A 26,290-nucleotide genomic window follows, 5' to 3' on the forward strand; every position below is an offset into this window, starting at 1 on the left:
TTAAGCGACCAATAGCAGAGGCATAAAGGGTATGATCAAAATTCTGTTCACCAATCTTTATAGTGGGCAAAATATCTATCCGTGAAAGAGCTAACTTTTTGAAAAATCCAAAAAACTTTTCAAAAGATAAATTTATGTCGATATTTGCGGTCCGCTAACAAATACTTGTGTTTGCGGCAATATTTAATAAAATCCAATAGCCCACGTGGTGGAATTGGTAGACACGCTACCTTGAGGGGGTAGTGTTCGAAAGGACGTGCTGGTTCGACTCCAGTCGTGGGCACAAAACCGCAATTAATTGCGGTTTTTTTGTTTTATAGGTCCAAACACAAAGAATTATTCCAGAAAAACTCTCATAATCAGCACTTTTTATTAAAACTAGCTTAAATTTTTGAAAGATTCATTAGGTAATCATCTTTAAAAGTGTAAATTTGTTTAACGTTTATGCTTAAAAGATGAACAATGTAAAAAAATCCTTCAGCATCAGAGATATGGAAAATCTCTCTGGAATCAAGGCGCATACCATAAGAATCTGGGAAAAGAGGTACAATCTGTTCGCTCCGGAAAGAACGACCACAAACATACGAACCTATAATCTGGGAAGCTTACAAAAGCTTTTGAACATTACTCTGCTCTACAATAACGGTTACAAAATTTCCAAAATAGCAAAACTGGATGAATCGCAGATACCGGTATTGGTCAGGGAAATTGTATCCACCAATAGTGAGAAAGGTCACGCCATAAATGCTTTTAAACTGGCAATGGTAAATTTTGACCAGGCGCTATTTTTAAATACTTACAATAGTCTTTTGGCTGAGAGGTCGTTCAGGGAAATCTTCAATGAGGTTCTTATTCCATTGTTGAATGAATTAGGGCTGCTCTGGCAAACAGATACCATTAGCCCTGCTCATGAGCACTTTATTACGCATTTGATCAAACAAAAAATATACATCAATACAGAAAAGCTCCAAATACTGGAACCCACAAAAAAGGATAAAGTTTTTGCGCTGTTTCTTCCAGAGAACGAGATTCATGAAATTGGTTTGTTGTACATAAACTATGAGATTACCCTTAGAGGGTATAAATCGATTTATCTTGGCCAGACCATGCCCATTGAAAATTTGGTAGACTTACTGAAGTATTATGACAATGTTCACTTTGTATCCTACTTCACTGTATCACCAACCAAGGACGACCTAAATCAATACTTCAATGAATTTTCCAGAACCCTTAATTTTTCTGGAAATTCCAAACTATATGTTTTGGGCCACCAAATACAGCATATCAAGAAGGAAGAACTTCCATCAAGTATCAAAGTTTTTAATTCAATAGAACATCTTTTAGACACCGTTTGATGTCTTAGAAGTAATGAAAAAAGTCATTGTCATAGGGTCTGGATTCTCATCATTGTCAGCTTCATGCTACCTGGCAAAGGCTGGATATGATGTTGAAATTTTTGAAAAGAACAGCACTGTTGGAGGCAGAGCAAGGCAATTGGTAAGGGACGGGTTTACCTTTGATATTGGACCGAGTTGGTATTGGATGCCGGACATTTTTGAGAATTTCTTTTCGTTTTTCGGAAAAAAGACCTCTGATTATTATGAGTTGGAAAAACTTGACCCGGCTTATAGAATATTCTTTAAGGACGATACCATTACCATTGGTGATTGTATGGACAAAATATGTGAAGAGTTCGAGAGAATTGAATCCGGAAGTGGAGTTCATCTCAAACGGTTTATAGGAAAGGCTCAAGAGAACTATAACATTGCCATTAACAAAGTGGTCCTTAAACCCGGATTATCTCCGTTTGAATTGGTCACTAAGGATACCGTCCTAAGAGTGGACCGTTTCTTCAAGACCATTAGCCAGGAGGTCAGAAAACAATTTAAAAATCCAAAATTGGTGTCCACCTTGGAGTTTCCTGTACTCTTTTTGGGAGCTAAGCCCAGTAAAACCCCATCATTTTACAGTTTTATGAATTTTGCGGATTTTGGATTGGGCACCTGGCATCCAAAAGGCGGAATGTACGAAATCATCAAGGCCATGAAGAGTTTAGCCGAAGAACTCGGTGTTAAAATACATACCGAGAGTCCGGTTACTAAAATCTTGGTTTCCGAAGGAAACGTCAAGGGTATTGAAAGTTTGAATAAAAATCACTTAAGTGATTTTGTGGTAAGCGGAGCCGATTATCATCATTCTGAAACTCTTTTGGACGAGAAGTACAGACAATATTCAGAAAAATATTGGGAAAAGAAAGTATACGCCCCTTCATCGCTGCTGTTCTATATTGGATTCAACAAAAAATTCGAAAATATTGAACACCACAATCTGTTTTTTGATACGGATTTTGAAAAACATGCACAGGAAATTTATGACCGTCCCCAATGGCCTTCCGACCCTCTCTTTTATGCCAATTTTCCTTCGGTTACGGATGAATCCATGGCACCTAAAGGATGTGAGACCGGATTTTTTCTAGTTCCGATTGCTCCAGGATTGGATGATACCCCAGAATTGAGGGAGCAATATTTTGATATTGTGATGGATAGATTCGAACAGCTAACGGAACAATCAGTCAAAAAATCCATTATCTTTAAAGAGAGCTTTTGTGTAAACGATTTCATAGACCAATATAATTCCTATAAAGGCAATGCCTATGGCATGGCCAATACTTTGAGCCAAACGGCTTTTTTACGACCTAACCTAAAAAGTGACAAAGTTAAAAACCTGTTTTTTACAGGGCAGTTGACAGTTCCTGGACCCGGTGTACCGCCATCCTTGATTTCCGGAAAACTGGTATCCGAACTGATTCTAAAAAAAACTTAAGCACATGAAAACAATTTTTGACCAAGTATCCTACAATTGCAGTAAGATCGTCACAAAGTCGTACAGTACATCTTTTGCCCTTGCCACCAAAATGTTGGCTCCATCCATACGTTCACACATTTATAATATTTATGGGTTTGTGCGTTGTGCCGATGAGATTGTGGATACTTTTCACGATTATGATAAGGAAAAGCTCTTTGAAAACTTTGAGAAATCCCTGGATGATGCGCTTGCCAATAAAATAAGCTTAAATCCAATCCTTAACTCGTTTCAGCACACCTATCATAAATATGACATTCCTTATCATCTGGTGGAATCGTTTATGAAAAGTATGCGCATGGATCTTACCAAAAAGGAATACCTCACCTATGATGAATACAAAGAATACATCTATGGTTCCGCTGATGTGGTGGGACTTATGTGTCTCTGCGTATTTGTTAACGGTGACAAAGAGAAATATGAAGAATTGAAGGAATCTGCCATGGCTTTGGGCTCTGCGTTTCAAAAAGTCAATTTCCTAAGGGATTTAAAAGCGGATTATGAAGAGTTGAACCGAACGTATTTCCCCAATACCAATTTAACGGAACTAGACGAAGTTTCTAAAAAAAGGATTGTAGACGAAATCCAGGCAGATTTCGCCCTTGGTTATTCAGGAATAGTAAAATTACCAGAACAAGCCAAGTTTGGGGTTTATACAGCGTATCGTTATTATAAAAAACTGCTTCAGAAATTGCAGAGCACGCCTCCCTTGGAGATTAAAAATGCCCGAATCCGTGTCCCAAACTATCAAAAATTTGGACTTTTGGCTCATTCATATCTTAACTATAAACTACAACTGGTCTAAATGAAAATAGCCCTCTGGATAATTATTTTTCTAGGAACTTTCTGCTTCATGGAGTTCATGGCCTGGTTTACCCATAAATATGTGATGCATGGCTTTCTATGGTCTCTTCACAAGGACCACCATAAAAAGGACCATGATTCATGGTTTGAACGTAATGATGCCTTTTTTCTGTTTTATGCCGTAATCAGCATGACCCTTTTCTTTTTGGCCAATTATACCTCCTTTTGGTATGGATGGCCCCTTGGTCTCGGTATTTTGGTTTATGGAATTGCCTATTTTTTGGTCCATGATATTTTTATCCATCAACGTTTCAAGTTATTCCGAAATGCCAATAATTGGTATGCTAGAGGCGTAAGAAGGGCGCACAAAATCCATCATAAACATCTTGGGAAGAAAGACGGAGAATGCTTTGGTATGTTGGTGGTTCCCTTTAAATACTTCAAAAAGTAATAGTCTACTCGGCAATTAGCTTGTCCAGCAAGTCTCTTGTAGCTTGAGAATTCCAATTGGCCACACCGCTTTCCTCTACCACAATTTTACCAGAACGACTCAATACATAAGTCGTGGGAATGCTTTTGTGTTCCAACAAATCGGGAGTATTTGAAGCTTCAAAAAATACAGGTAACTGATAATCTTTTTTTTGAAGAAAAGAAGAAACTTTGTCCACATGGTCATTCGCCACAAAAGCGAAGACCACCTTATCTCCATAATCCGCATGCAATTTTGCCAGACTTGGCATTTCGGCTACGCAGGGTGGGCACCAGGTTGCCCAAAAATTAAGCAGAATTACTTCTCCCTTGTTTGATTCAAAGTTGAACCTTTGTCCATTTGAATCGACCAAAATCCAATCGTAATCTTCAAGTGTTTCTTGTTCCTCTACATTGACCACACTTGCACTGGTAGCAAAAATTTTACCAACCCATACCCGCAGATGAAATCCAACCGGAGTAAAGACAATCAAAGCAATTGCCAAAATCCATACAACATTGCTTATTTGCTCTTTGGAAAGTTTTAAACCCATTATTCAGCTATTAGGTCGTCCAATAGATCATAAACCTTTCTTGAGCTCCAATCGGCAATCCCATCCTTATAAATGACAATGTTTCCTTCTTTGTCTATTAAATAGGAAGACGGAACTTTTTCGGAGTCGATGGGCATTTTTTCTCCAATAATCAAATAGGTTACAGGAAAGGTGAATTCTTGTTTGGTCATGAACTCTTCCACCGGAGGCCTGTTCTCATTGGTAATGATGTAGAAATCCATCTTGTCCTTGTACTTGTCATACATTTCCTGAATACTGGCAAGCTCTGCTTCACAAGGAAGTCTCCATGAAGCCCATAAATTGATGAATACAACGTTTCCTTTTGACCTTTCAAAATTGAAAAAATCCCATTCAGCATCCTTTAGCTTCCAATCATAATCCCCTATTTTTTCCCTTTGGGCTTCCTCAATAACAGGAGGCGAAAAAGAAAAGAGACGATTGAGCATGATTTTTCCATAATACCCTAAAGGGGTTACAAAAAAGGAAAGCACAAAAAGAATCAATAGAATATTGAGGAACGTTTTCTTACCGGTTTTCATTTAGAGGCTTTGATTAAAAATCAAAAACTCCTGAGAAAATCAGGAGTTTTTGGGATAATGTATTCAAATATTATGCATTTTCCTTTTTGATCAAGTTTAACGCGGAACCTTCCATGAACCACTTGATCTGTGCATCATTGTATGTGTGGTTAGTAATGATGGTATCTGTACTTCCATCTGAATGGATTACTTCCAACGTCAAAGGTTTTCCAGGTGCAAAGTCAGCGATATCAACAAAATTGAAGGTATCATCCTCTTGAATCAAATCATAATCACTCTCATTTGCAAAGGTAAGTGCCAACATTCCCTGCTTCTTTAGGTTGGTCTCATGAATTCTTGCGAAGGACTTCACCAAAACCGCAGCAACGCCTAAATGTCTTGGCTGCATAGCAGCATGTTCACGAGAAGAACCTTCTCCATAGTTATGGTCTCCTACAACAATGGTTCTTACACCTTCTTTTTTATATGCTCTTTGTGCTTCAGGGACTGCTCCATATTCTCCTGTCAACTGATTCTTGACAAAATTGGTTTTTTTGTTGAATGCATTTACAGCTCCAATAAGTGTATTATTTGCGATGTTGTCTAGATGCCCTCTATAGCGCAACCATGGACCGGCCATGGATATATGGTCCGTAGTACATTTACCAAACGCTTTAATCAACAACTTGACTCCTTTTAGACTTTCTGGTGCAATGGGCACAAAAGGCTCCAATAGCTGTAGTCTTTCTGATGTTGGGGAAACAACCACTTTTACACCGCTTCCATCCTCCATAGGCTCAACATAACCCGCATCTTCAACAGCAAACCCTTCCGGTGGAAGTTCATAACCTCGTGGTTCATCCAACATAACCTCTTCACCATCTTCATTGATCAACTTGTCTGTCACTGGATTAAAATCCAGTTTACCAGCAATTGCAATGGCCGTAACCAACTCGGGTGAACCTACAAAAGCCAAAGTATTTGGATTTCCGTCTGCTCGCTTGGCAAAGTTTCTATTGAATGAGTGGACTATGGTATTCCTTGGCCCATCAGCAGCCTTGTCTCCATAACGGTCCCACATACCGATACATGGGCCGCAGGCGTTAGCAAATACCGTGGCTCCAATAGAATTGAAGGTATCAATGAACCCATCTCTTTCTATGGTGTAACGAACCTGTTCTGAACCAGGAGTTATAGTAAAATTGGATTTTGTCTTAAGATTCTTGTCAGAAACTTGTTTGGCCAAAGAAGCTGCTCTTGAAATATCTTCATAAGAAGAGTTGGTACAAGACCCTATCAATCCAACCTCAACATTGATAGGCCAATCATTTTTCTTGGCCGCTTCACTCATTTTTGAAATAGGAGTAGCCAAATCTGGAGTAAAAGGCCCATTTAAATGGGGCTCCAAAGTATCCAAGTTAATTTCTATTACTTGGTCGAAATATTTTTCAGGATTTGCATAGACCTCAGCATCTGCAGTAAGGTGTTCTTTCACTTCCAATGCGGCGTCGGCAACATCGGCACGGTTAGTAGCTCTCAAATAACGGTCCATGGACTCATCGTAACCAAAGGTTGAAGTGGTGGCCCCTACTTCAGCACCCATGTTACAAATGGTGCCCTTACCGGTACATGACATGGATGTTGCTCCTTCACCAAAGTACTCGATTATAGCACCAGTACCACCTTTCACGGTTAGAATATCGGCTACTTTTAGGATAACATCCTTAGGTGCGGTCCAACCTGAGAGTTTTCCAGTCAGCTTAACCCCAATCAGTTTGGGGAACTTAAGTTCCCATGCCATTCCAGCCATAACATCTACGGCATCCGCTCCTCCTACACCAATAGCGATCATACCCAATCCGCCGGCATTCACCGTATGGGAATCGGTTCCTATCATCATACCTCCGGGGAATGCATAATTCTCAAGTACTACCTGATGAATGATTCCTGCTCCAGGTTTCCAAAAACCAATACCGTATTTGTTGGATACTGATCCTAAAAAGTCAAAGACTTCATTACTTGTTTCGTTCGCTCTTTTTAAATCGGCCTCAGCACCAACCTTGGCCTGAATAAGGTGATCGCAGTGCACAGTTGTAGGAACTGCAACCTTTGGCTTACCTGCGTGCATAAATTGAAGCAAGGCCATTTGCGCTGTGGCATCTTGACATGCAACCCTGTCCGGGGCAAAATCAACATAATCCTTCCCTCTAGTAAATTGCTCCGAAGGGGTACCTTCCCAAAGGTGAGAATACAATATCTTTTCTGCTAGGGTCAAAGGTCTTCCCACTAATTCACGGGCCTTTTCCACGCGCTCTCCCATGGTGGCGTAAACCCCTTTAATCATGTCTATGTCAAAAGCCATTCTGCTATTAAATTTTAAGAATTTAGTAATTCGGTAAATTTAGTAAAATACCAACGATTTAGGAATTAGAATATGGTAAATAAGTGGGGTTGATTTTATGTTTCCAGTAATTTGGAAATGATATCTTCTTCAGAGATACCTTCTGCTTCCGCTTTGTAGTTCTTAAGAATCCGGTGACGAAGAATCCCCATTGAAACCGCTTTTACATCTTCAATATCCGGAGAAAACTTGCCTTTTATGGCTGCATGGGCCTTTGCTCCCAAAATAAGGTTTTGCGAAGCCCTTGGTCCTGCACCCCAGTCTACATAGGCGTTTACAAAATCAGAAGCACCCTCCATTCCTGGACGTGTCTTGTTTACCAACCTCACGGTATGATCCACAACATTGTCAGGAACCGGTATTCTGCGAACCAAATGTTGAATTGCTATGATCTCTTCAGCATTGAACAATGCCCTTAGCTGAACTTCATCATCAGAGGTGGTTGACTTTACTACTTGAATTTCTTCTTCAATGGAAGGATATTTGAGTTCAATAGCAAACATAAAACGATCCAGCTGTGCTTCAGGGAGTGGATAGGTCCCTTCTTGTTCAATTGGGTTTTGCGTAGCCAAAACAAAATACGGCATATCCAGTTTGTAACGTTGACCAGCTATGGTAACCGCTCTTTCTTGCATGGCCTCTAAAAGGGCTGCCTGGGTTTTGGGCGGAGTCCTGTTGATTTCGTCAGCCAAAATAATATTTGCAAAAACAGGGCCTTTGATGAATTTAAAGTTCCTGTTTTGGTCCAAAACCTCACTACCCAAAATGTCACTGGGCATTAAGTCCGGAGTAAATTGGATTCTTTTAAAATCTAAACCCAGGGTTTGGGCAATAGTGTTGACCATTAAAGTTTTAGCCAATCCCGGGACTCCAATGAGCAATGAATGACCTCCAGAATAAATGGAAAGTAAAATTTGCTCGATCACTGTTTCCTGTCCAACAATGACCTTGGCAATTTCATCTTTTAAGGCCTGATGCTTTTTAACCAGGTTTTCAACTGCAACAACATCTGACATGCACTATTCCTTTACCCAATTGTTTGCAAAATCGCATCCTCTGTTATCTGTGTTAACATGGATATAGGTATCCTCGATGTGCTCGTCCATCCATTCTTTTATGGCATTAAACTGTTTTTCACGCAGAGCCAATTCCTGAATTTTAAGGTAATCTTTTGCAAAATCGGCCTGATGCTCATCATATCGATTGGAGATTCTCATGATTTTGAACTTGGGCGGACCTCCTCTTGGGTCATCTTCCCTAAGGGGTCTTGAAATTTCTTCATCCTTTAAGTCACGCACTTGATTGTAAAGCGTAGGATCCATTTTGGTCAATTCAAACCTTGAACCGTAATCGATTGGGTTCCTCATAAGACCGCCATCAAACTTGGTTTCTTTTTCATCGGAAAAGTTCAATGCAGCTTCAGCAAAAGTGTATTTGCCATCCAAAACCTGTTGACGAACAGAATCCAATTCCTTCACAGCTTCATCTATAGCGTTCTGCGGTATTTCTGGAATTAACAAAATGTGGCGTAGATCCAATTCCTGCCCTCTTATCTTTTCAATATAAATGATATGATATCCAAAAGTGGTCTCAAAGGGTTCAGAAATCTCACCTTCCTGTAAACTGAAGGCCACATCCTTAAATTCCTTTACAAAAGGTGTTTCACGGGTCATACTATAAAAGCCTCCCTTGGATTTAGAGCCTGGATCTTGGGAATATAAAATAGCCTTTACATTGAAACTGGCATCATTTTCCTCAACATCTTGTTTTATCTGTTTTAGCCTATCTATAGCCTTTTGTTTTTCTTCATCGGGAGCCGTAGGCTGTTTTACAATCTGGGCAATTTCAAGTTCGGCTCCAAAAACTGGTCTTTCGTCCTCAGGGATTTTGTTGAAGAATTGTCTAACCTCTTCAGGGGTTACTTCAATTTCCTCTATTATTTTTCCCTGCATTTTTTCTGAAAGCATCCGAAGTTTGTTGATTTCAAACAGCTCGGAACGAAAACTTTCTACATCCTGTTTTTTATAAAACTTGAGCACCTTTTCCATAGAACCCACCTGGGCCACAAGTTGCTGTATTTGACGGTCGCTTTGCGAATTCACCTGGTCATCCGATACCAAGAGACTATCTTGTACCGCTTGATGGGCATATAAACGATCCTCCATTAACTTGCCCAAAAGGCTGCATCGGGTAATGTCTTGTGTTGAAGCTCCCTGACTTTTAAGATCGATCAAGGTTTTTTCTATGTCGGACTCCAAAATCACGTAATCTCCGATTACCGCTGCAATCCCATCCAACTTAATTCGGTTAGCGGAACTGGTAGTATCCTTTTCCGCCAATGCTTCGTCTGTACTTTGGGCAGTTAGTATGCCCACTGTACCCATTAGGGTCAAGACGATTACTTTTTTAATTATTTTTTCCATAAACCTCAAATTCTTTCTTCTTTGTTGCTTCGTCTATAATCTCGGTCTCTATTCTTCTTATATAATCTAATCTTCTTCGGTTCAAGATAAGTTGTCTAATGTCCGGGGCGATATATTCAAAAGGCGCCGTATCATTGATTTCCAGAACATCCGTGACCTTACCCAAATATACCTCTAAGGAATCTTGTAATTCAAAAAATTGTGATTTTTTTAAGTACTCAGCCTCATTAGTTGAGTTAAGGGGAGGTATCTCTTCCATAACCCTGGACGTACTCACCCAAATGGAATCGTTGAAATGAATCTTCTTAAACTGAACGGCTATTGAATCCAAATAGGTTTTATCCGCTGTCTCCCAATCCTTCATTTTGGTAACCACCTGATCCTTATCCAAAAATTGTCCTGGAAGGCAAATAAACCTCAGCTGGACCAACTTTTCGCTCAGCTTAAAGTTCTCTTTTTGTTTTTCGTAATAATCCCTTAGCTGGGACTCAGTTATAGCCGTATCTTGCTCTTGGAGCACCAAAGCCTCTACATAAGCTCTAGTGTAAAGGTCTGCCCTGTAGTCAGATACCAATCGGTCAAATTCTGCCAACCTGTCTTCTGGAAGATTTATCTTGGATTTGGAGAGCAGTAATTGCTTTGATGCCCAATTGTTGATATAATTGGTCACAAACAAAGTGCTGTCCTCTGCATTCATGTCCTCAGTGATCAACGAAGCAATATCTTCCTTGTACAGATACTGGTCCCCTACCCTGGCTAGTGGTTCTTTTTCCTCGTTTTCTTTAAAAAGGGAATCGCATGAAGTAAAAAAAGCAAGTGCAACTGTGCACAATACAAGTAGGTTTTTCTTTTGGAGCAAACACATTTCGCAAAAATAACAATTACTTAAAGCCGTACAAGTAGGTTTTGTTCTCATTAACAGATTTTTAGTAGCAAGCGCATAAATGATAATTTATTACATTAGTGGAAACCTCCATATATGAAATATACCAATCAAATAACCATCGATGTTCCCCGCCAGGAATTTTTGGAGAAATTGAACAATTCTGAAAACATGAAACATTGGCAAAGGGGACTGGTAAACTATGAGCACATTTCCGGAAAACCAGGTGAAGAGGGTGCACAAATGCGTTTGGACTACAAAATGGGCAAACGAGAAATTACCATGATAGAGACCATTCTAAAACAAAACTTTCCAGACGAACTGCACACTAGCTATGACACCAATGGGGTCCTGAATATTCAACACAACTACTTTGAGGAAACAGATGGTAAAACCGTCTGGAAGTCGGATAGTGAATTTAAATTTTCTGGATTCGGCATGAAATTGATGGGTTTTCTAATGCCGGGCGCCTTTAAAAAGCAATCTATGAAGTACCTGGAGGACTTTAAAGCTTTTGCAGAAAATGGGACTTCAGTTCTTGATTCTTAGATTATGAAAAAAGTACTGGACCGAAAAATTAAGTTTATTTGGGATTTTAGGGGAGATAACTCCGCTTCGTTGGCCAAACACTTCCAAAAGCACCTTGAAGAATTCGTGATTATCGAGGAACTTAAATATGACTTGAGTGGGGTAATGCACATAACTACCAATCATAGCATGGTCTACTTGGTGGTTGCAGAATTTGAAATGGAAGAAATTCGAGAAATTTTGAACCCTCACAGGGGAGAGTACTACGATGGGCCTTAATCCTACACAAAACAAGCTGAGAAACTATTTTCTCCTGTTCGTCTGCTCTTTTATGATTGCTTCATGTGCAGAGAGCAATCCAAGAAATCCATTGGAAATTGTTCTTGATTCCAAAAGCCCTTTGATCAAAAGGGTAATGGATAATTTGGATAAACATGAAGTCCAAATACGATACACCCAGATTGACCGAAGCAAGGGAGAAGTGGTTTTTACTGATTTTGATTTTCAAGTAGACCATGAAAATTATTTCTACCCTGCCAGCACTGTAAAATTTCCTGCTGCTGTAGCCACTCTCGAGAAACTGAACGAATTGGACACCCTTTCCGTAGACACCCGGTTTTACATTGAGGGAGATTCCGTGGAAACCACCTTTGGCAAGGCCATATCTGAAATTTTTGCTGTTTCGGACAATGCGGCCAACAACCGATTAATTGAGTTTTTAGGACAGGATAACCTCAATTCCCGTATTCAAAAAAGAGGTGTTGAGCCCTTTCGGGTTGCGCATAGATTATCAACCATTGATGCAGACGATGTTACCACCAAACCCTTGGTTATTTATCTCAACGATTCCACTACGGCCATAAGTAAATCCATCATTAACTCTCCACCCAAATCCTTAGATATCAATAAAATAAAAAAAGGACATGGTTTTTATTCTGATGGTTCCTTGGTTGACGAGCCGTTTGATTTTTCGCTCAAAAACTATTTCCCAATCCGAGCTCAGCATGAACTGCTCAAACGCATAGTTTTTCCAGCAGCTTTTTCTTTGGAAGAACGTTTCAACATTTCCGAATCGCAACACAAGTTTCTCCTTGAGGCCATGGGAAGCATTCCCAGAGAGGTCGGGTACGATTCTGAAACATATTACGACAGCTATGTGAAGTTTTTTATGTTCGGTGATACTCAAGAACCCATTCCCGATCATATCAAGATTTATAATAAAGTAGGCTATGCCTATGGCACTTTAACAGACTGTGCTTATATTAAAGACAGCAAAAACAACATTGATTTTATGATTACCGCTACTGTATTGGTGAATAGCAACGGTATTTTTAATGACGATACTTACGATTATGACGAGGTAGGCGTTCCATTTTTGGCACAATTGGGGCGCGAACTTTACGAATATGAACTAAATAGAAAAAGATGAGCAAGCTTTCTTTTGACAGTTTTACCAAAAAAATATTCATTAAGGCATCAATGGAAAAACTATACTGGTGCTGGTGCACGGTTGATGGTATTACCTCTTGGTTCTTAGAAGATGCTGTATACACCTCCACGGCCGGCGAAACCAGAAAACCAAATGAACCTATCCAAAGTGGGGATTCTTACACTTGGAAGTGGCACAATTGGGACGGGCAGGAAAATGGACAGGTGCTGGCTGCCAACGGCACCGATTTTGTGGAAATTACCTTTACAGATAGCAAGGTCTCCGTTTCTTTGGAAGACCACGGCAAAGCCGTGCTTTTAATCTTAAAGCAACATGAAATTCCAACTGATGACGAAAACAAACTCAACATTCACCATGGCTGTAGTAATGGGTGGACCTTTTGGCTTGCCAACCTAAAGGCCTATCTAGAACATGGGATATTGCTCAACGAAACTGAATTCGATTTGAGAAATATCCCAATGTCTGGATTTGAGTTTGTAAATATGTAAGCTAACCTTCTAAGGTATCTTCGGGTTTGACCTCCCAATTTTCATTGGCCAACAACACCTGGTCAAAATCGACTCCTTCAATGGGTTTTAGAATTTCTTTTTCTAAATCCCACTCAATTCGTCTACCCAACTTCCAGGCAAGTCCGGCCATATGAGCAGCTATTGCCTCTTCAAATCCTTCTTTGATACCGCAACTTACCTTACCTCCATTTTTGATTACACTCAACCATTCCCGCATGTGCAAGAAGGTAGAATCTACCCGTACTCCATCAATATAGGTCCACATAAGGCCTTTATCGGCAAAATACTGTGATGTAGCCGAGGAAATGGCATCAGGTACATTGGCTGAAGGATTGTACTGATAAATGGGAATATGAGGTCTCATTTTTTCGGTTTCCAGCATTTCTGCATATTTGGTGGATGCACCATCTGGCCACACTGTCAATTTATTGCCCAACTCCATAGTGGCATCGTGGCCCATCAAAATAGTTGGTCTATTGAATGCGTTACCAAGATTTGCGCTGTAACAGAAAGTCATCCCGTTTTCCTTACCTTCTACTTGACTGCTTCCAGTACTAAAATTGGGGAACTCCATGTTCACTTGAAGGACATCGGGCACGTTTCTTCCATCATTATGTGTATAAATACCTCCTGATGCAGTAACGGCCTCCGGTATTCCCATGTTTAAAACACAATTCAAACGGTCATAATCATGGCTCAACAAATCACCAGATAACCCAGAACCATATGCCCACCATTTTCTCCATCTGAAGAAATGGTTTTTATTGAAGGGAACTTGTGGAGCAGAACCCAAAAACTGTTCCCAGTCTATGGTCTGGGGACTGGCTTTTTCATGAATGTCATAATTCCAGGCTCCGTTGTCATCGTTCCGGTTGGTATTGGTCTGAATAAGGGAGACATGACCCAAAGTACCTTTTTCCACAATATCCTTGGCAGTACTGAAACTCAATGTTTGTCTGTGCTGGTGACCTACCGCAAAAACTGCTTTTGATTGTTCCGCGGCTTCTCGTAACCTATAGGTTTCCTCTACAGTGTGGGTCATTGGTTTTTCCACATACACATGAACATTATTGTTCAATGCCTCAATGGACATTGGAGCATGCCAATGGTCCGGAGTGGCAATGATAACAGCATCTACATCACCGCTTTTGATCATTTCGGTATACGTAGTATAACGTTTCATTTTGTTCTCAGGGGTTGAAAAGGAATTAATGGCCTTTTCCGCCCTATAATCAAAAACATCGCATACACCCACGAGTTTTACGTTGAGCTTGTCCTGCCTCAGGAAATCTTCGAGTGCCTTGTTCTTAGGGTCTTCCTCGGCCGCCAACCTCATTTCCTCTTTCCATTCCTCAGTTGCAAAACCTAAAGACCTGCATAATTGCTCTCCTCTAATCCCAAAACCAATGATTCCAACCCTAACTGGATCTCCTCCTATTTCTGGAACCGTTGGTGGCAACGATGGCCTAATGTTCAATTGTTCCAGAATTTCTGATCTTTCTCTTTTGCTGGATGTAGCACTGGCAGCACCTGCCCACCAAACTGCTCCCAAAATGGGAAGTCCACCCAATCCTTTTAACAAATCTCTTCTAGTCCATTTCATGATTTTTCAGTTTTGAGATGTTGTCCCTTTTTAAAGTAAGCAAGTCCAAAAAATTTGCTTGTGGGATAGTTATAGATTAAAACACAGGCTACGAGCTCAATTAGGTTTTTATTTACAAACCAATAGCTTCCTTCTACATTTAACTGCGGTAACCAAGGAAACGACGGATGGGCCAAATAGTAAAGTGCCAAAAGCCCAATTCCCACAATGGCCCCAAGACGTTCAAAAACGCCTAAAAGCAGGGTAATGCCCACAATCATGAGAGCCACAATATTCAATACGTCTACCCAGCCCATGACCGAAGCATCGGTAAGTGCTGAAAAAACAGGTTTTAGGGGTCCTTGGGCAGAAGCTAGATAGCCAAAGGAGGTCCACTCTGGATTGTACATTTTAATTACGCCTTCGTATAAAAAATGCCAACCAATAAAAATCCGAAGAAGTGTGATACTGATCTTCACCCTTCTGTTGTCCGTTTCGTTGACCATAACAGTAAAGATTTTGATTTTTTTGATAATGTACAACCAAAACTACTCGCAAACAAAAAGAAGAACTATGATTTATATCAGTGACCAATCTGGCAAAAAAGCCCTAATTGGCCACAGGTTCACCATAAAGGTCAAAATCTGAAGCTTCAGTTATTTTGATTTGGGTAAAATCTCCGATTTTTAAATAATGTTGGGAAGCATCAATCAGCACCTCATTATCAACATCGGGAGAGTCATGCTCTGTGCGTCCTACAAAATGACTTCCTTCCTTGCGGTCGATTACACATCGATAACTATTTCCAATCTTTTCTTGATTCAACTCCCAAGAAATCTGCGATTGAATCTCCATAATTTCATTGGCACGTTCCTGTTTTACTTCTTCAGGTACATCATCCTCCAAAGCAAATGCATGGGTATTCTCTTCATGACTATATGTGAAGCACCCCAATCTTTCAAAACGCATCTCCTTTACCCAATTTTTGAGTTCTTCAAAGTTTTCTTCCGTCTCACCTGGATAGCCCACGATCAAGGTTGTTCTGATGGCCATTCCGGGTACCATGGCCCTGAAGTCGTTGAGCAATTTGGTTGTCTTGGCGTAGGTAGTACCCCTGCGCATACTTTTTAAGATTGAATCTGAGATATGCTGTAAAGGAATGTCTATATAATTACAGACTTTTGGTTCGTTTTTCATGACCTCCAAAACATCCATGGGGAAACCGGTTGGAAAGGCATAATGTAATCGTATCCACTCAATACCCTCTACCTTTACCAATTGTTGCAATAATTCAGCAAGATTTCTCTTTTTATACAGGTCCAACCCATAATAGGTAAGGTCCTGTGCAATCAAGATCAATTCCTTAACACCTTTGGCGGCCAATTTCTCCGTTTCATTCACCAATTCCTCAATTGGTTTGCTTTTGTGCTTACCCCGCATCAAGGGAATGGCACAAAACGAACAGGGACGATCACAACCTTCTGCAATTTTGAGATATGCATAATTCTTTGGAGTAGTGGTTAAACGTTCTCCCAACAATTCATGCTTATAATCTGCCCCGAGGGCCTTTAAAAGATTAGGTAGGTCACTTGTCCCAAAATATTCATCCACATTGGGAATTTCTTTTTCCAAATCTGGTTTATATCTTTCGCTTAGACAGCCGGAAACAAAAACTTTGTCCACAACCCCATCTTCCTTTTTTTGAACATATTCCAAAATCGTGTTCACGCTTTCCTCTTTGGCATTGGCAATAAATCCACAGGTATTTATTACTACAATGTTACCCTCCTCCTCATGGACCACTTCTTTTCCACTGGCTTTCAGTTGTCCCATCAGGACCTCAGAGTCGTACACATTTTTACTGCACCCTAAGGTGACCACATTGATCTTGTTCTTTTTGAGGGATTTTGTCCGCATAGTTTTAACAAATGGTCTGCAAAAATACAATAACACAGGGCATTACATCGATAAGCCTTAATATTTTTCTAGTTACAACGTTAAACTTATAGGGCTTTCAATAGTCCAAACGTTAAATCCCAAATCATGAAGAAATCTATTATACTGCCAATCCTGATTTCCATGGTGTTTTTGTACAGCTGTTCTACAGAGAACACCTCATCCAATGACGATTTTAATCCAGAATCGGAAATAGAAAACTTCTATTTTCCACCTTTTCAGTCTGCAGAATGGGACGCCGTTACGCCAACAGACCTGGAATGGAATCTTAGCGCAGAAGACGCTTTATATAATTTTCTCGAAGAAAAAAACTCCAAAGCTTTCATCATTCTAAAAGAAGGTAAACTTGTAGTGGAATGGTATTTTGGAGAACACACCCAAAATACAAGTTGGTATTGGGCATCTGCAGGTAAAACATTGACAGCGTTTACGGTTGGTTTGGCCCAACAACAAGGCTTATTGGACATTGAGGACAAAACCTCCAAATATCTTGGCGAAGGGTGGACCAATGTCCCCTTGGAAAAAGAAAATCTAATCACCCCGTGGCACCAATTAACAATGACCTCAGGAATGGACGATACGGAATTTGACTGCGTGACCCATGAATGCCTCACTTATTTGGAAGATGCGGGTGCCCGCTGGGCTTATCACAATGGTCCCTATACGCTTTTGCAACATGTGGTGGCCAATGCCACAAATACTGCATGGTCGGATTTTTTCAACACCAATTTGCGGGATAAGATTGGAATGGACGGTTTCTGGTTTTCAACCAATGGAACCAACAACGTTTTTTTTAGTACCGCAAGAAGCATGGCGCGCTTTGGACTACTTAATTTAAGTAATGGTGAATGGGATGGAGAGACCATCCTAAGGGATGTTGAATACCGAACCGCCATGAAAAATACTTCTCAGGAATTGAACATGTCTTACGGCTATTTGTGGTGGTTGAACGGAAAACAAACCTATCGTGCTCCTGGCACACAAACAGAATTTCAAGGCGAGCTGATTCCAAATGCCCCTTCGGACCTCTATGCTGGTCTGGGCAAAAACGATCAAAAGTTGTACATCATACCAAGTCAGGATTTGGTCATTGTGCGTATGGGGGAAGATGCGGGAGAAGATTTGCTAGGCCCCTCCAGTTTTGACAATGAACTTTGGGAAAAACTAAATGCGTTCATCAACTAACATCTTTTACATTTTCTCTATTTAAAAAATAATTGAAGTGAAGCCCTTCAGGGCTTCACTTTTAGTTTTCACCCTTGGGATGTTACCTCTTGGGAATCATATTAGAGATGTCCACTGGAAAACTATCATACTTGTTATAAAGTTTCAAGTACTTTTTAGGGTCAATGGGGTCTTCACCAAGGGTTTCATGCAATCCCCTGAAAAAACCTTCTCTTTTTTGTGAAGGATTAAACAACAAGGTAAGTCTTACCTCTTCATCTGTATCATTCCTAAATCCATGTGGAGTAAATCTGGGAACATAAACTATGGCTCCGGGGCTTGCCTGGAACTCCTTTTGCCCCACTTGCAAGGTCAATAGCCCTTTATCAACAATGAATATTTCATCCATAAAACGGTGATAATGTGGTTTGGCCCCTATGGCCATGGGTGCTAAAGCAATGGTATAAACCCCAAGTTGACCATTGGACATTTCGCTGGTCACCTTAAAGGTGAATCTAATATCATTCAAAGCCAACTCCTCTCCTTCTTCTGGTAAAATAATGGTTGCATTATCCTCCAAAAGGTCATTGAAATAATCTTCTTTAAGGTCCTGTATCATCCTATCAGTTTTTAAACAATTCATCAATCAAAGCCTGTACTTCCTGTCTGTTCTTATCTAAAGTGTCCTTGTTTGCTGTTCCTTCCAAAGAAAAGAACTGTTGTACCTTGATACCCATATGACCAAGAACCGCCTCTAAATATGGTTCCTGAAAATCATATCGTTCCATATCGGTTCCTTTGTACACACCTCCTTTGACCGTTATAATAAAGGCTATTTTATCTTCCAAGAGTCCGAAGTATCCGCCATCGTTAATTCCAAAGGTGTGTCCAATTCTAACCACCTGATCAAAATAGGCCTTAAGGTTTGAAGGAACATTATAATTATATAAAGGACTGCTTATCAATAGCTCATCAGCCTCTTTTAATTGCTGTATGAGCTCATCTGAAACTGCTGTGGCCTCACTTAGTGCTGGAGACCAATACTCCGTAGGAGTATAAAACCCTTCAATAGTGTTGTTATGAAGATGGGGTATCTGTTTTTCTGCCAAGTCTGTGCGGACCACTTTTCCCGCTTCATGCTTTTCCAACCATTTCTGTTCAAAATAATCCGCCAATTCTCGGGAATGCGAGCCTTCTACTCTAGAACTGCAATCAATTCTTAATAATGTTTTCATTTCTTATTGTTTACCTACATGACAATGCATCATGGTAAAACGTGACAACTTTCAGAATCAATTCAATACAGGGAATTACTCCTTAAGTGCGGTAACCTGAATCTCAATTTTCATTCGGGAATCGGAAAGACCCGCAGAGATCATGGTAGCAGCAGGTCGCACTTTGTCAAAGTACTTTTGCAAAACAGGCCAGCACAAGGGAAATTCATCGGTATTTGGTAAAATATACATCACCCGTACCACATCGGCCATTTTGGAACCGGCATCTTCCAAGGCTTGCTGAATATTGTTCATACATTGCTCTGTTTGCTCTACGATGTCCTCAGAAATGGTCATGGTCTTATAATTGAACCCCGTGGTACCGGAAACAAATACCCACGGCCCGGTCACTAAAGCCCTTGAATAACCTATTTGTTCTTCAAATGAAGAACCGGAACTTATTTGCGTTCTTTTCATTTTAGAATATTTTCTTGGTTGCTATGCCCTAAGACAATTGTGCGGCCAACGGCTTAAGTTTTTTTGGAGCCAATTGCGTGTGTATTTGAACTATTTTGTTTTCGCTGACCTGGAAAACTTGGCAATTCACCAAAACACCTTCTTCAAAAAATAATAGAGCGGGTTGGTGATTTATTTGGGATACTTCAATGGTTTGCTCCTTTTGATAGGTTTTAAATACGAAGAGTAGTAATTTAATAGCATTTTTAAGGCCTTGGGTCAGCTCCCGGACCACTTTGATCTCATTCCCGCCATCTGCCATCAAGGTTATCTCTTCGGAAAGCATTTTTTCCAGGGTTTTAATATCACCACTCCTAATACTGTTGATGTATTTACCCATATATTCTTTAGAAACCATTGGGGTATTTGTAGAAACTGTATCCGTGGAATTGTCGAGTTTGCTCTTTGCCCTACTCAGTAATTTTCGAGAGTTTTCAATGGTCAACCCAAGCACTTCGGCTATTTCTTTATGGGAATACTCAAATGCTTCCTTTAAAATAAATACGGCCCTTTCCTTGGTTGATAGTTTTTCTAAAAGCACCAGCAGGGAATATGAAATGATTTCTGAACTATCCACAGAACCATCGGCCACTTCGGTGGCAACAGGCTCTGGAAGCCAGATACTATCACCATACATTCTTTGGCGCTTTTTTTTAATGTTTATGGATTCATTGATAACAGCTTTGACCAAATAACCCATATCATTTTCTATATGGTCATTCTGTCTTGAATGGTATTTGATCAGAATCTCCTGGATGGCATCTTTTGAGTCTTCTATGGAACCTAAAATATTATAGGCGTAAGGAAATAGTGTGTTTTGATAATCCTTCATGGGTATATGACAATGTTGTCACGAAAAACGTGACAAGATTTTGTCACAATTCACGATAGCTTCTATTTTTTTAACATCAATCGCCATTTTTCAATATTCTTTTGGTTCATCCGCACAAACTCATCTTTCTCCAGGTCCTTTGAAATTTCCAAGGATTTACCCGCTGATTTTATAGCAGATTCGTAGTCTCCCAAAGCGGCTTCAACCAGCGATTTTACCTTATGAAAATAATAAGTGTCTCCGCCAATTTCCAAAGCCTTGTTTAAATACCCTAGGGCACGTTCATAATCCAAACCCTGTTCTTGAAGGTAACGTGCAGCTTCATAATAGGTTTGAGCAGAGGGGTTTTCCTTTAATTGCTTGGCAATCTCAGCATTCATTTGCCCATGCGTATCCACCGCAAAGGGGATAGTCACCATAGTGCTGGCCCAAATCAATTGCATGTTGGTGGTATTGTGGGTAATGGAATCAAAGGCTATCAAAAAATTTTCTTGATGACCTGAAATCTGCATAGGCGTAACCTTGATGCGAAACAAATCTTCTTTTGGGTCATAGTTTTTTCGGCCATCTCCCCAATGGGATGTATTGGTATGAAATACCATTTCCCAAGATTCAGCCTCAGGAAAAGCGTAGAGTGCATAGGTTCCTTTGGGCAATAAATTGCCCATAACCTCCATGTCTGTGCTGACTGTTATTTTGGTTGATTCATTGGCACCTACCCTCCATATGCGTCCATAAGGCACGAGATTTCCAAAAATCTCCCGCCCCCTTACCGCAGGTCTCGAATATTCTACGGAGATTTTAGATAATCCTACTTCCTGTTCAATTTTGGAAAAAGGACTAGCTTTTGGATGCGTGATTTGACCGTTTACTCCCAAAACCAGGAGAAAAAGTACAAAACCTAAAAATCGTTGGAACATGTTACTGTTTTTTGGTACCCAAAAGATACAAAACAACTCCTGGACCCGACTTTACTCTTTCAATTTCCCAATTATAGGAATCAGAATTCTTTAGGTTTGCCACCAATGTTTCCATTTCTTTGACCGAGTAGGTCCTTAAACAAGAAACCACTCCGTCCCATAAAACGAAAAGGGGCACAATAGGGATGAGATAAGTGAACAGCAACCTTCCCAATTTAAAAGGTCTAATGAATGGTGTTGTGAGCAAAACACTTATCGGAGAAAATAGCATGGCCAAAATACTGGGCAGACTACGTTCCTGTGCTTCAAAAACACCGATACTGCTACCCGCATCCACAGCATTTTGCAAAATTCTTTGCGCATCTTCAGGTTTAAAATGATGGAGGGACAGGAATTGGGTCCTAAACCCCTTTAAACTTTCGGGAACATTTCTGGCGTCAATGGATGTTTCTATATACTCAAAATTATCAGCTTGTGCTTTCGTGTATTTGAAAGCTGTTCGATTAGGAAAATAATCGGTGAGCACTATTTTTAAATCCGGAAAAGTCTTTAGCAATTGGGAATTTAGCCAAAGTAATCCTCCACCTCCTCCAGAAGCCAAATCTACTATTTGAGATGTTTTACTGGCCCTTAATCCTTTTTCAAGAATGGGTATAATAGGTTTGTAGAGATTGGTCTTATTGGAAAGAAATTGTAAAAAATCTGTACCGTAATCCCGGAGAAATTTTGGAAACCACTTTTGGTCTTCAAACTCGAATAGGTGAATTCTTGCCATGAACAAGTATTTATTCACCTATAAAATTAACAAATACCTGGGCTATTTTAAGCTTAGCGTTGCAGATTTTCCAACCGATAGAGTTCGTCTTAGTACAGTTTTTCCATCTCGATCGATTCTTAAGGCAATTCGCTCTCCCTTTCTTTCAAGAAAGATATCCACAGGAACACCTGAAACATATATGTCTTGCAGTGTCAAATAGTCCCAATCTTCCGGCAATTGCGGCTTTATTTTGACCTCCTTGAATCCTACTGGTTCTATTCCCAGGATTCCTTCGGTAAAAATGCGACAGTACAAAGCACTTTCAGCAGATAAATGCCTCATATTGTTCTCAGGGTAAGCCTCGATCACATAGGGCACATGATCTCCCAATAACCTTTTCTTGGAGAAATCCTTCAGCTTGGAATACCCAATATTTAAACCATTGGTCTTAAAAGCACCTCTCAAAGCATAAAGCGTGGCCCTATCCCAGAAGAGAATATTGGTGTCATCGGTCTTATCAGTATTCAACTCTACCAGAATTCCATCCTTTGTCCACAACTTGTTGAACAACGCCTGAATGGTTCCTTCCTGCCTCTTGGTTATTCCCATGGTAAGCGGAAGGCAAATCCAATGTCTTAAATATTTATTGGTATCAAAGTACTTGTACGTATCCAATCCTTCCAATGTGGCACCAAAATAGCTTTCAATAACACCTTCCATTTCAGAAAGTCGGCTTGTGTACATCTTGGCCTGTTCCGTATGACCAAGTTCCATAGCAAGTGCCGCGGAATATTTTAGGCCTCCATAATACAATGTGGAAGTGGATAAATTGGCTGTACCAGTTTCAATTCTACCTTCCATTTCATCTGATTCAGAGATAACAGCTCCTTGGTCGTTTCTATGATTATGGCAATATTCGAGACTCCAAGTGATCAATGGCCACAGTTTTGTTGCCATTTCCAAATCTCCTGAGGATAGGACATAATGTGAGGTGCCGTAGGCAATCATTGCCGCATCCCCTCTATCTAGATGGCTCATGGGAAAATTTCCATCCACTTCAAACGCATAGGGTATGTGAGATCCATCCGAAGGAATATTCTCAAGAAACTTTTTATAGGTATTGAAAGCGGCCTCATTGCCAACACCGTAACCCAAGTACGGAAAGAAAGGCCCACTATATTCTACCTGATCATTGGCCCAAATTCCGACATAATAATTTCCTCCGCCAGGTGAATGTACCAATCCCATTGAAGAATTATAAATACTTTCTGCTGCCCTAATCTTGGAAAAGTAAAACAACGTATTGATAACTTCATCCGGTGTTTTTAAGGACAAATTCTTGTACATCGTATCCAAGAACTCGCTGCGCTGCTTCCACGCCAAATCAGCATCAAAATCTGCAGCGTTTTCATCATTCAATGTAGCTCCATAAAATACTGGGAATTTATAGGTCTCTCCTGGCGCCAATGAAACTTCGGAATTTGCCCTGCTGAAAGCAGTAAACGCATAAGCGCCTTTGTACCCCAATTCCTCTTGACTCAGCTGACCATTGGAAATGGTGAAATTCTTTTGGTTCTCACCCACATTTTGAATACTCCAATTTTCAACTAGAAACCGCTCTTCCATAGAAGGCAAGAGTGTTCTGGTTACAGCAAGCCCGTCAACGGGAGTGGCATAAAAAATCAGCATCCCTCCTATTTCAACAGAATCGATTTTGGAGGGTACAATTATCTTGTTTTCCAAACGTATTGACGGAGCAACCTCATCTCCGATAGTTTTCCTGAAATATGCGCGATATTTCTTCCAATCTGGCTCATTGGATTTGTTGTAGGTGCGTAGTTGTGGAAAAATGACATCCCTGTTTAGCGTTAAATTTCCCTCTTCATCAATATCATAATAGATGATTGCAGCCACATTCTTTCCTGACATTTCAATATTGTCAGAATGGGGAAGTCTATTCTCCTGGGCTACATCCCATACAATACTTTTTCGATTGGTTATGCTCCAGTAGGTTTCTATGTCCTCTTGACTGTGCAATAACGGGGATAAGATTATGAACACGAAGAAAAAAGAAATCCTCATAACGGCAGGGATTGGATTTACATTTTGAAAAATGAATCGACAAACTCATATTTATTGAAGACCTGGAGGTCCTCAAGTCCTTCTCCAACGCCAATATATTTAACCGGTATCTGAAACTGATCGGAAATACCGATGACCACTCCGCCTTTTGCGGTACCGTCCAGTTTGGTAACCGCTAAGCTGGTCACTTCCGTTGCTTTGGTAAATTGTTTGGCTTGTTCAAAGGCGTTCTGCCCTGTGGATCCATCCAAAACCAACAATACTTCATGAGGAGCATCGGGCACTACTTTTTGCATCACCCGCTTCACTTTGGACAGTTCATTCATCAAATTGACTTTATTGTGCAATCTCCCCGCAGTATCCACCAAGACAACATCAGCGTTTTCCGCCACTGCAGAGTTCAGCGTATCGAAAGCCACCGAAGCCGGGTCACTTCCCATTTTTTGCTTGACTATGGGTACTTCTACACGGTCTGCCCAAACCTGCAACTGATCTATGGCAGCTGCTCTAAAGGTGTCCGCGGCCCCCAAAACCACTTTTAAACCACGGTTTTTGAACTGATGGGCAAGCTTACCAATGGTAGTGGTCTTTCCCACCCCGTTAACACCAACAACCATAATCACATAAGGTTTCTTGTCAGCCGGCACCACAAATTCAGTATCCTCGCCCACATTGGTTTCTGAAAGAAGTCCTGCGATTTCTTCCCGCAATATGGTGTTGAGCTCTTCCGTGCCCATGTATTTGTCCCTGGAAACACGCTCTTCAATTCGTTCTATAATTTTCAGCGTGGTGTTCACTCCCACATCTGAAGTAACCAAGACCTCTTCCAGGTTATCGAGCACCTCATCGTCCACTTTGGATTTTCCTGCTACAGCCTTTCCCAGTTTACCGAAAAAACTGGTCTTGGATTTTTCCAATCCCTTGTCCAGGGTCTCTTTTTTGTCTTTTGAAAATATATTCTTGAATAAACTCATTGGGTATGCATCAAACGAAATTCAAAGATAGGAAAGTAAGGGGAGTTTTGTTAAATCAAACCAACCTGATTGCAATTAAAGCATCAAACCGTCCAGTAGCCAGCAATCAAATCCATGTGCTATTGAGCCAAATAAAAAAGCCGCTTAAAAGCGGCTTCTAATTTTTTTTTTGACTGGTAACAATTATTTTTTGTTCAACCAATCGTTTACCATTTCTGGAGCCATAACAGACTCTACAAAAGTGTAAGCTCCAGTTTTTGGAGATTTTACCATCTTAATGGCCTTGGTCAATCTTTTTGAAGATGATTGAAGTGTTGCTACCGTTTTCTTTGCCATGGCTTATTTCTTATATGGGCTTAAATTCTAAGGCCCGAATTATTTAATTTCTTTATGAATGGTCATACGCTTTAGAATGGGATTGAATTTTTTGATCTCCATTCTATCCGGTGTATTCTTCTTGTTCTTGGTAGTAATGTACCTTGAAGTACCAGGCATACCTGAGTCCTTATGCTCTGTACATTCCAAAATAACTTGAATCCTATTTCCTTTCTTTGCCATTGTACCGTGCTTAAACTACTTATTTTTTGGAATTGATTTCCTTCAATACAGCAGAGATTCCTTTTTTGTTGATGATTTTCAATCCTCTGGATGAAACGTTCAAGGTCACCCAACGATCTTCTTCTGGAATGTAAAATCTCTTTTTGGAAATATTTACATCGAACCTTCTCTTGGTTTTATTGATGGAGAAGGAAACATTGTTCCCGAACATCACCTTTTTTCCTGTTACTTCACAAACTTTAGACATCTCCCTAACTTTTGAGTGATTTTAATGAGGCTGCAAATTTATAGCATTTTAGCGGGACGCACAAAAT

The 26,290-nt window shown here is 40.3% G+C and carries 29 protein-coding genes and 1 tRNA gene; 10 read left to right on the plus strand and 20 right to left on the minus strand.

Going from position 1 to position 26,290, the window contains the following annotated elements; translation table 11 throughout:
- Positions 1–199 precede the first annotated feature (199 nt).
- The 5 genes from DX873_RS18065 (at position 200) to DX873_RS18085 (ending at position 4,117) form a co-directional block, all read left to right on the plus strand.
- Positions 200–283 (plus strand) — tRNA-Leu (locus tag DX873_RS18065).
- Positions 284–455: 172 nt separating this feature from the next.
- Entirely contained in the window at positions 456–1,355 is a 900-nt protein-coding gene (locus tag DX873_RS18070) for a MerR family transcriptional regulator (protein ID WP_116185900.1), read from the plus strand.
- A gap of 13 nt (positions 1,356–1,368) precedes the next feature.
- Entirely contained in the window at positions 1,369–2,823 is a 1,455-nt protein-coding gene (locus tag DX873_RS18075; protein ID WP_116185901.1) for a phytoene desaturase family protein, read from the plus strand.
- Between the two features lie 4 nt (positions 2,824–2,827).
- Complete coding sequence (locus DX873_RS18080; RefSeq protein WP_116185902.1) at positions 2,828–3,667, plus strand: phytoene/squalene synthase family protein; 840 nt, start codon at positions 2,828–2,830, stop codon at positions 3,665–3,667.
- Complete coding sequence (locus tag DX873_RS18085) at positions 3,668–4,117, plus strand: sterol desaturase family protein (RefSeq protein ID WP_116185903.1); 450 nt, start codon at positions 3,668–3,670, stop codon at positions 4,115–4,117. It abuts the gene before it with no gap.
- A gap of 4 nt (positions 4,118–4,121) precedes the next feature.
- On the opposite strand, the gene DX873_RS18090 is transcribed toward DX873_RS18085, so the two are convergent.
- The 6 genes from DX873_RS18090 to DX873_RS18115 all read right to left on the minus strand — a co-directional run bounded on the left by DX873_RS18090 (position 4,122) and on the right by DX873_RS18115 (position 10,883).
- On the minus strand, positions 4,122–4,688 hold the full coding sequence (locus DX873_RS18090) for a TlpA family protein disulfide reductase (RefSeq protein ID WP_116185904.1): 567 nt from the start codon (positions 4,686–4,688) through the stop codon (positions 4,122–4,124).
- Positions 4,688–5,248: a TlpA family protein disulfide reductase gene (locus tag DX873_RS18095; protein ID WP_116185905.1), complete on the minus strand. Its 561-nt coding sequence runs from the start codon at positions 5,246–5,248 to the stop codon at positions 4,688–4,690. Before DX873_RS18095 ends, DX873_RS18090 begins: the two co-directional genes overlap by 1 nt.
- Positions 5,249–5,318: 70 nt before the next feature.
- Complete coding sequence (locus DX873_RS18100) at positions 5,319–7,589, minus strand: aconitate hydratase (RefSeq protein ID WP_116185906.1); 2,271 nt, start codon at positions 7,587–7,589, stop codon at positions 5,319–5,321.
- A 95-nt stretch (positions 7,590–7,684) separates the two neighbouring features.
- Positions 7,685–8,644: an AAA family ATPase gene (locus tag DX873_RS18105; protein WP_116185907.1), complete on the minus strand. Its 960-nt coding sequence runs from the start codon at positions 8,642–8,644 to the stop codon at positions 7,685–7,687.
- 3 nt (positions 8,645–8,647) lie between these two features.
- The gene (locus DX873_RS18110) at positions 8,648–10,051 is read right to left on the minus strand and encodes a peptidylprolyl isomerase (protein ID WP_116185908.1); all 1,404 of its coding nucleotides are present in this window, start codon (positions 10,049–10,051) and stop codon (positions 8,648–8,650) included.
- Positions 10,035–10,883 carry a peptidyl-prolyl cis-trans isomerase gene (locus DX873_RS18115; protein WP_232520981.1) on the minus strand — a complete coding sequence of 283 codons (849 nt, stop codon included), beginning with the start codon at positions 10,881–10,883 and terminating at the stop codon, positions 10,035–10,037. The genes DX873_RS18110 and DX873_RS18115 overlap by 17 nt, the downstream gene beginning before the upstream one ends.
- 147 nt (positions 10,884–11,030) lie before the next feature.
- Between DX873_RS18115 and DX873_RS18120 the strand changes: the two genes are divergently transcribed.
- From DX873_RS18120 to DX873_RS18135, 4 genes are read left to right on the plus strand one after another with little or no spacing between them, the layout of a single operon-like run.
- Entirely contained in the window at positions 11,031–11,483 is a 453-nt protein-coding gene (locus tag DX873_RS18120) for an SRPBCC family protein (protein ID WP_116185910.1), read from the plus strand.
- 3 nt (positions 11,484–11,486) lie between these two features.
- Entirely contained in the window at positions 11,487–11,741 is a 255-nt protein-coding gene (locus tag DX873_RS18125; protein ID WP_116185911.1) for a hypothetical protein, read from the plus strand.
- Between the two features lie 52 nt (positions 11,742–11,793).
- Positions 11,794–12,891, plus strand: coding sequence for a serine hydrolase (locus DX873_RS18130; RefSeq protein ID WP_116185912.1), 1,098 nt, complete (start codon positions 11,794–11,796; stop codon positions 12,889–12,891).
- On the plus strand, positions 12,888–13,400 hold the full coding sequence (locus DX873_RS18135; protein ID WP_116185913.1) for an SRPBCC family protein: 513 nt from the start codon (positions 12,888–12,890) through the stop codon (positions 13,398–13,400). Before DX873_RS18130 ends, DX873_RS18135 begins: the two co-directional genes overlap by 4 nt.
- Before the next feature lies 1 nt (position 13,401).
- Here the strand turns inward: DX873_RS18135 and DX873_RS18140 are convergent, their stop codons facing one another.
- The 3 genes from DX873_RS18140 to rimO all read right to left on the minus strand — a co-directional run bounded on the left by DX873_RS18140 (position 13,402) and on the right by rimO (position 16,920).
- Complete coding sequence (locus DX873_RS18140; RefSeq protein WP_116185914.1) at positions 13,402–15,024, minus strand: Gfo/Idh/MocA family protein; 1,623 nt, start codon at positions 15,022–15,024, stop codon at positions 13,402–13,404.
- Positions 15,021–15,509 (minus strand): DoxX family protein, encoded by a 489-nt coding sequence (locus DX873_RS18145; protein WP_116185955.1) that lies wholly within the window; start codon positions 15,507–15,509, stop codon positions 15,021–15,023. Before DX873_RS18145 ends, DX873_RS18140 begins: the two co-directional genes overlap by 4 nt.
- A 103-nt stretch (positions 15,510–15,612) precedes the next feature.
- Positions 15,613–16,920 (minus strand): 30S ribosomal protein S12 methylthiotransferase RimO, encoded by a 1,308-nt coding sequence (gene rimO / locus DX873_RS18150; RefSeq protein ID WP_116185915.1) that lies wholly within the window; start codon positions 16,918–16,920, stop codon positions 15,613–15,615.
- A 126-nt stretch (positions 16,921–17,046) separates the two neighbouring features.
- Here rimO and DX873_RS18155 point away from each other — a divergent pair, with 126 nt between their 5' ends.
- Positions 17,047–18,144 carry a serine hydrolase domain-containing protein gene (locus DX873_RS18155; protein ID WP_116185916.1) on the plus strand — a complete coding sequence of 366 codons (1,098 nt, stop codon included), beginning with the start codon at positions 17,047–17,049 and terminating at the stop codon, positions 18,142–18,144.
- 82 nt (positions 18,145–18,226) lie between these two features.
- Here the strand turns inward: DX873_RS18155 and DX873_RS18160 are convergent, their stop codons facing one another.
- The 11 genes from DX873_RS18160 to rpmB all read right to left on the minus strand — a co-directional run bounded on the left by DX873_RS18160 (position 18,227) and on the right by rpmB (position 26,223).
- Complete coding sequence (locus DX873_RS18160; protein WP_116185956.1) at positions 18,227–18,742, minus strand: cupin domain-containing protein; 516 nt, start codon at positions 18,740–18,742, stop codon at positions 18,227–18,229.
- Between the two features lie 4 nt (positions 18,743–18,746).
- Entirely contained in the window at positions 18,747–19,358 is a 612-nt protein-coding gene (locus DX873_RS18165; RefSeq protein ID WP_116185917.1) for an FMN-dependent NADH-azoreductase, read from the minus strand.
- Positions 19,359–19,433: 75 nt separating this feature from the next.
- Positions 19,434–19,814 carry a RidA family protein gene (locus DX873_RS18170; RefSeq protein ID WP_116185918.1) on the minus strand — a complete coding sequence of 127 codons (381 nt, stop codon included), beginning with the start codon at positions 19,812–19,814 and terminating at the stop codon, positions 19,434–19,436.
- A 28-nt stretch (positions 19,815–19,842) separates the two neighbouring features.
- Positions 19,843–20,685, minus strand: coding sequence for a sigma-70 family RNA polymerase sigma factor (locus DX873_RS18175; protein WP_116185919.1), 843 nt, complete (start codon positions 20,683–20,685; stop codon positions 19,843–19,845).
- A 62-nt stretch (positions 20,686–20,747) separates the two neighbouring features.
- Entirely contained in the window at positions 20,748–21,605 is an 858-nt protein-coding gene (locus DX873_RS18180) for a DUF2911 domain-containing protein (RefSeq protein WP_116185920.1), read from the minus strand.
- A 1-nt stretch (position 21,606) separates the two neighbouring features.
- Entirely contained in the window at positions 21,607–22,380 is a 774-nt protein-coding gene (locus tag DX873_RS18185) for a hypothetical protein (protein WP_116185921.1), read from the minus strand.
- A 42-nt stretch (positions 22,381–22,422) separates the two neighbouring features.
- On the minus strand, positions 22,423–24,444 hold the full coding sequence (locus tag DX873_RS18190) for a six-hairpin glycosidase-like protein (RefSeq protein ID WP_116185922.1): 2,022 nt from the start codon (positions 24,442–24,444) through the stop codon (positions 22,423–22,425).
- 17 nt (positions 24,445–24,461) lie between these two features.
- Positions 24,462–25,418, minus strand: a complete 957-nt coding sequence (gene ftsY / locus DX873_RS18195; protein WP_116185923.1) for a signal recognition particle-docking protein FtsY — start codon at positions 25,416–25,418, stop codon at positions 24,462–24,464.
- A gap of 183 nt (positions 25,419–25,601) precedes the next feature.
- Complete coding sequence (locus DX873_RS18200) at positions 25,602–25,754, minus strand: DUF4295 domain-containing protein (RefSeq protein ID WP_090299557.1); 153 nt, start codon at positions 25,752–25,754, stop codon at positions 25,602–25,604.
- Positions 25,755–25,793: 39 nt separating this feature from the next.
- Positions 25,794–25,976, minus strand: a complete 183-nt coding sequence (gene rpmG / locus DX873_RS18205) for a 50S ribosomal protein L33 (protein ID WP_073181589.1) — start codon at positions 25,974–25,976, stop codon at positions 25,794–25,796.
- A 19-nt stretch (positions 25,977–25,995) separates the two neighbouring features.
- A complete protein-coding gene (gene rpmB / locus DX873_RS18210; RefSeq protein WP_116185924.1) occupies positions 25,996–26,223 on the minus strand; it encodes a 50S ribosomal protein L28 in 228 nt (75 codons plus the stop codon).
- Positions 26,224–26,290: the final 67 nt, after the last annotated feature.

The organism is Flagellimonas nanhaiensis (assembly GCF_003382275.1).
Taxonomy (GTDB): Bacteria; Bacteroidota; Bacteroidia; order Flavobacteriales; family Flavobacteriaceae; genus Flagellimonas; species Flagellimonas nanhaiensis.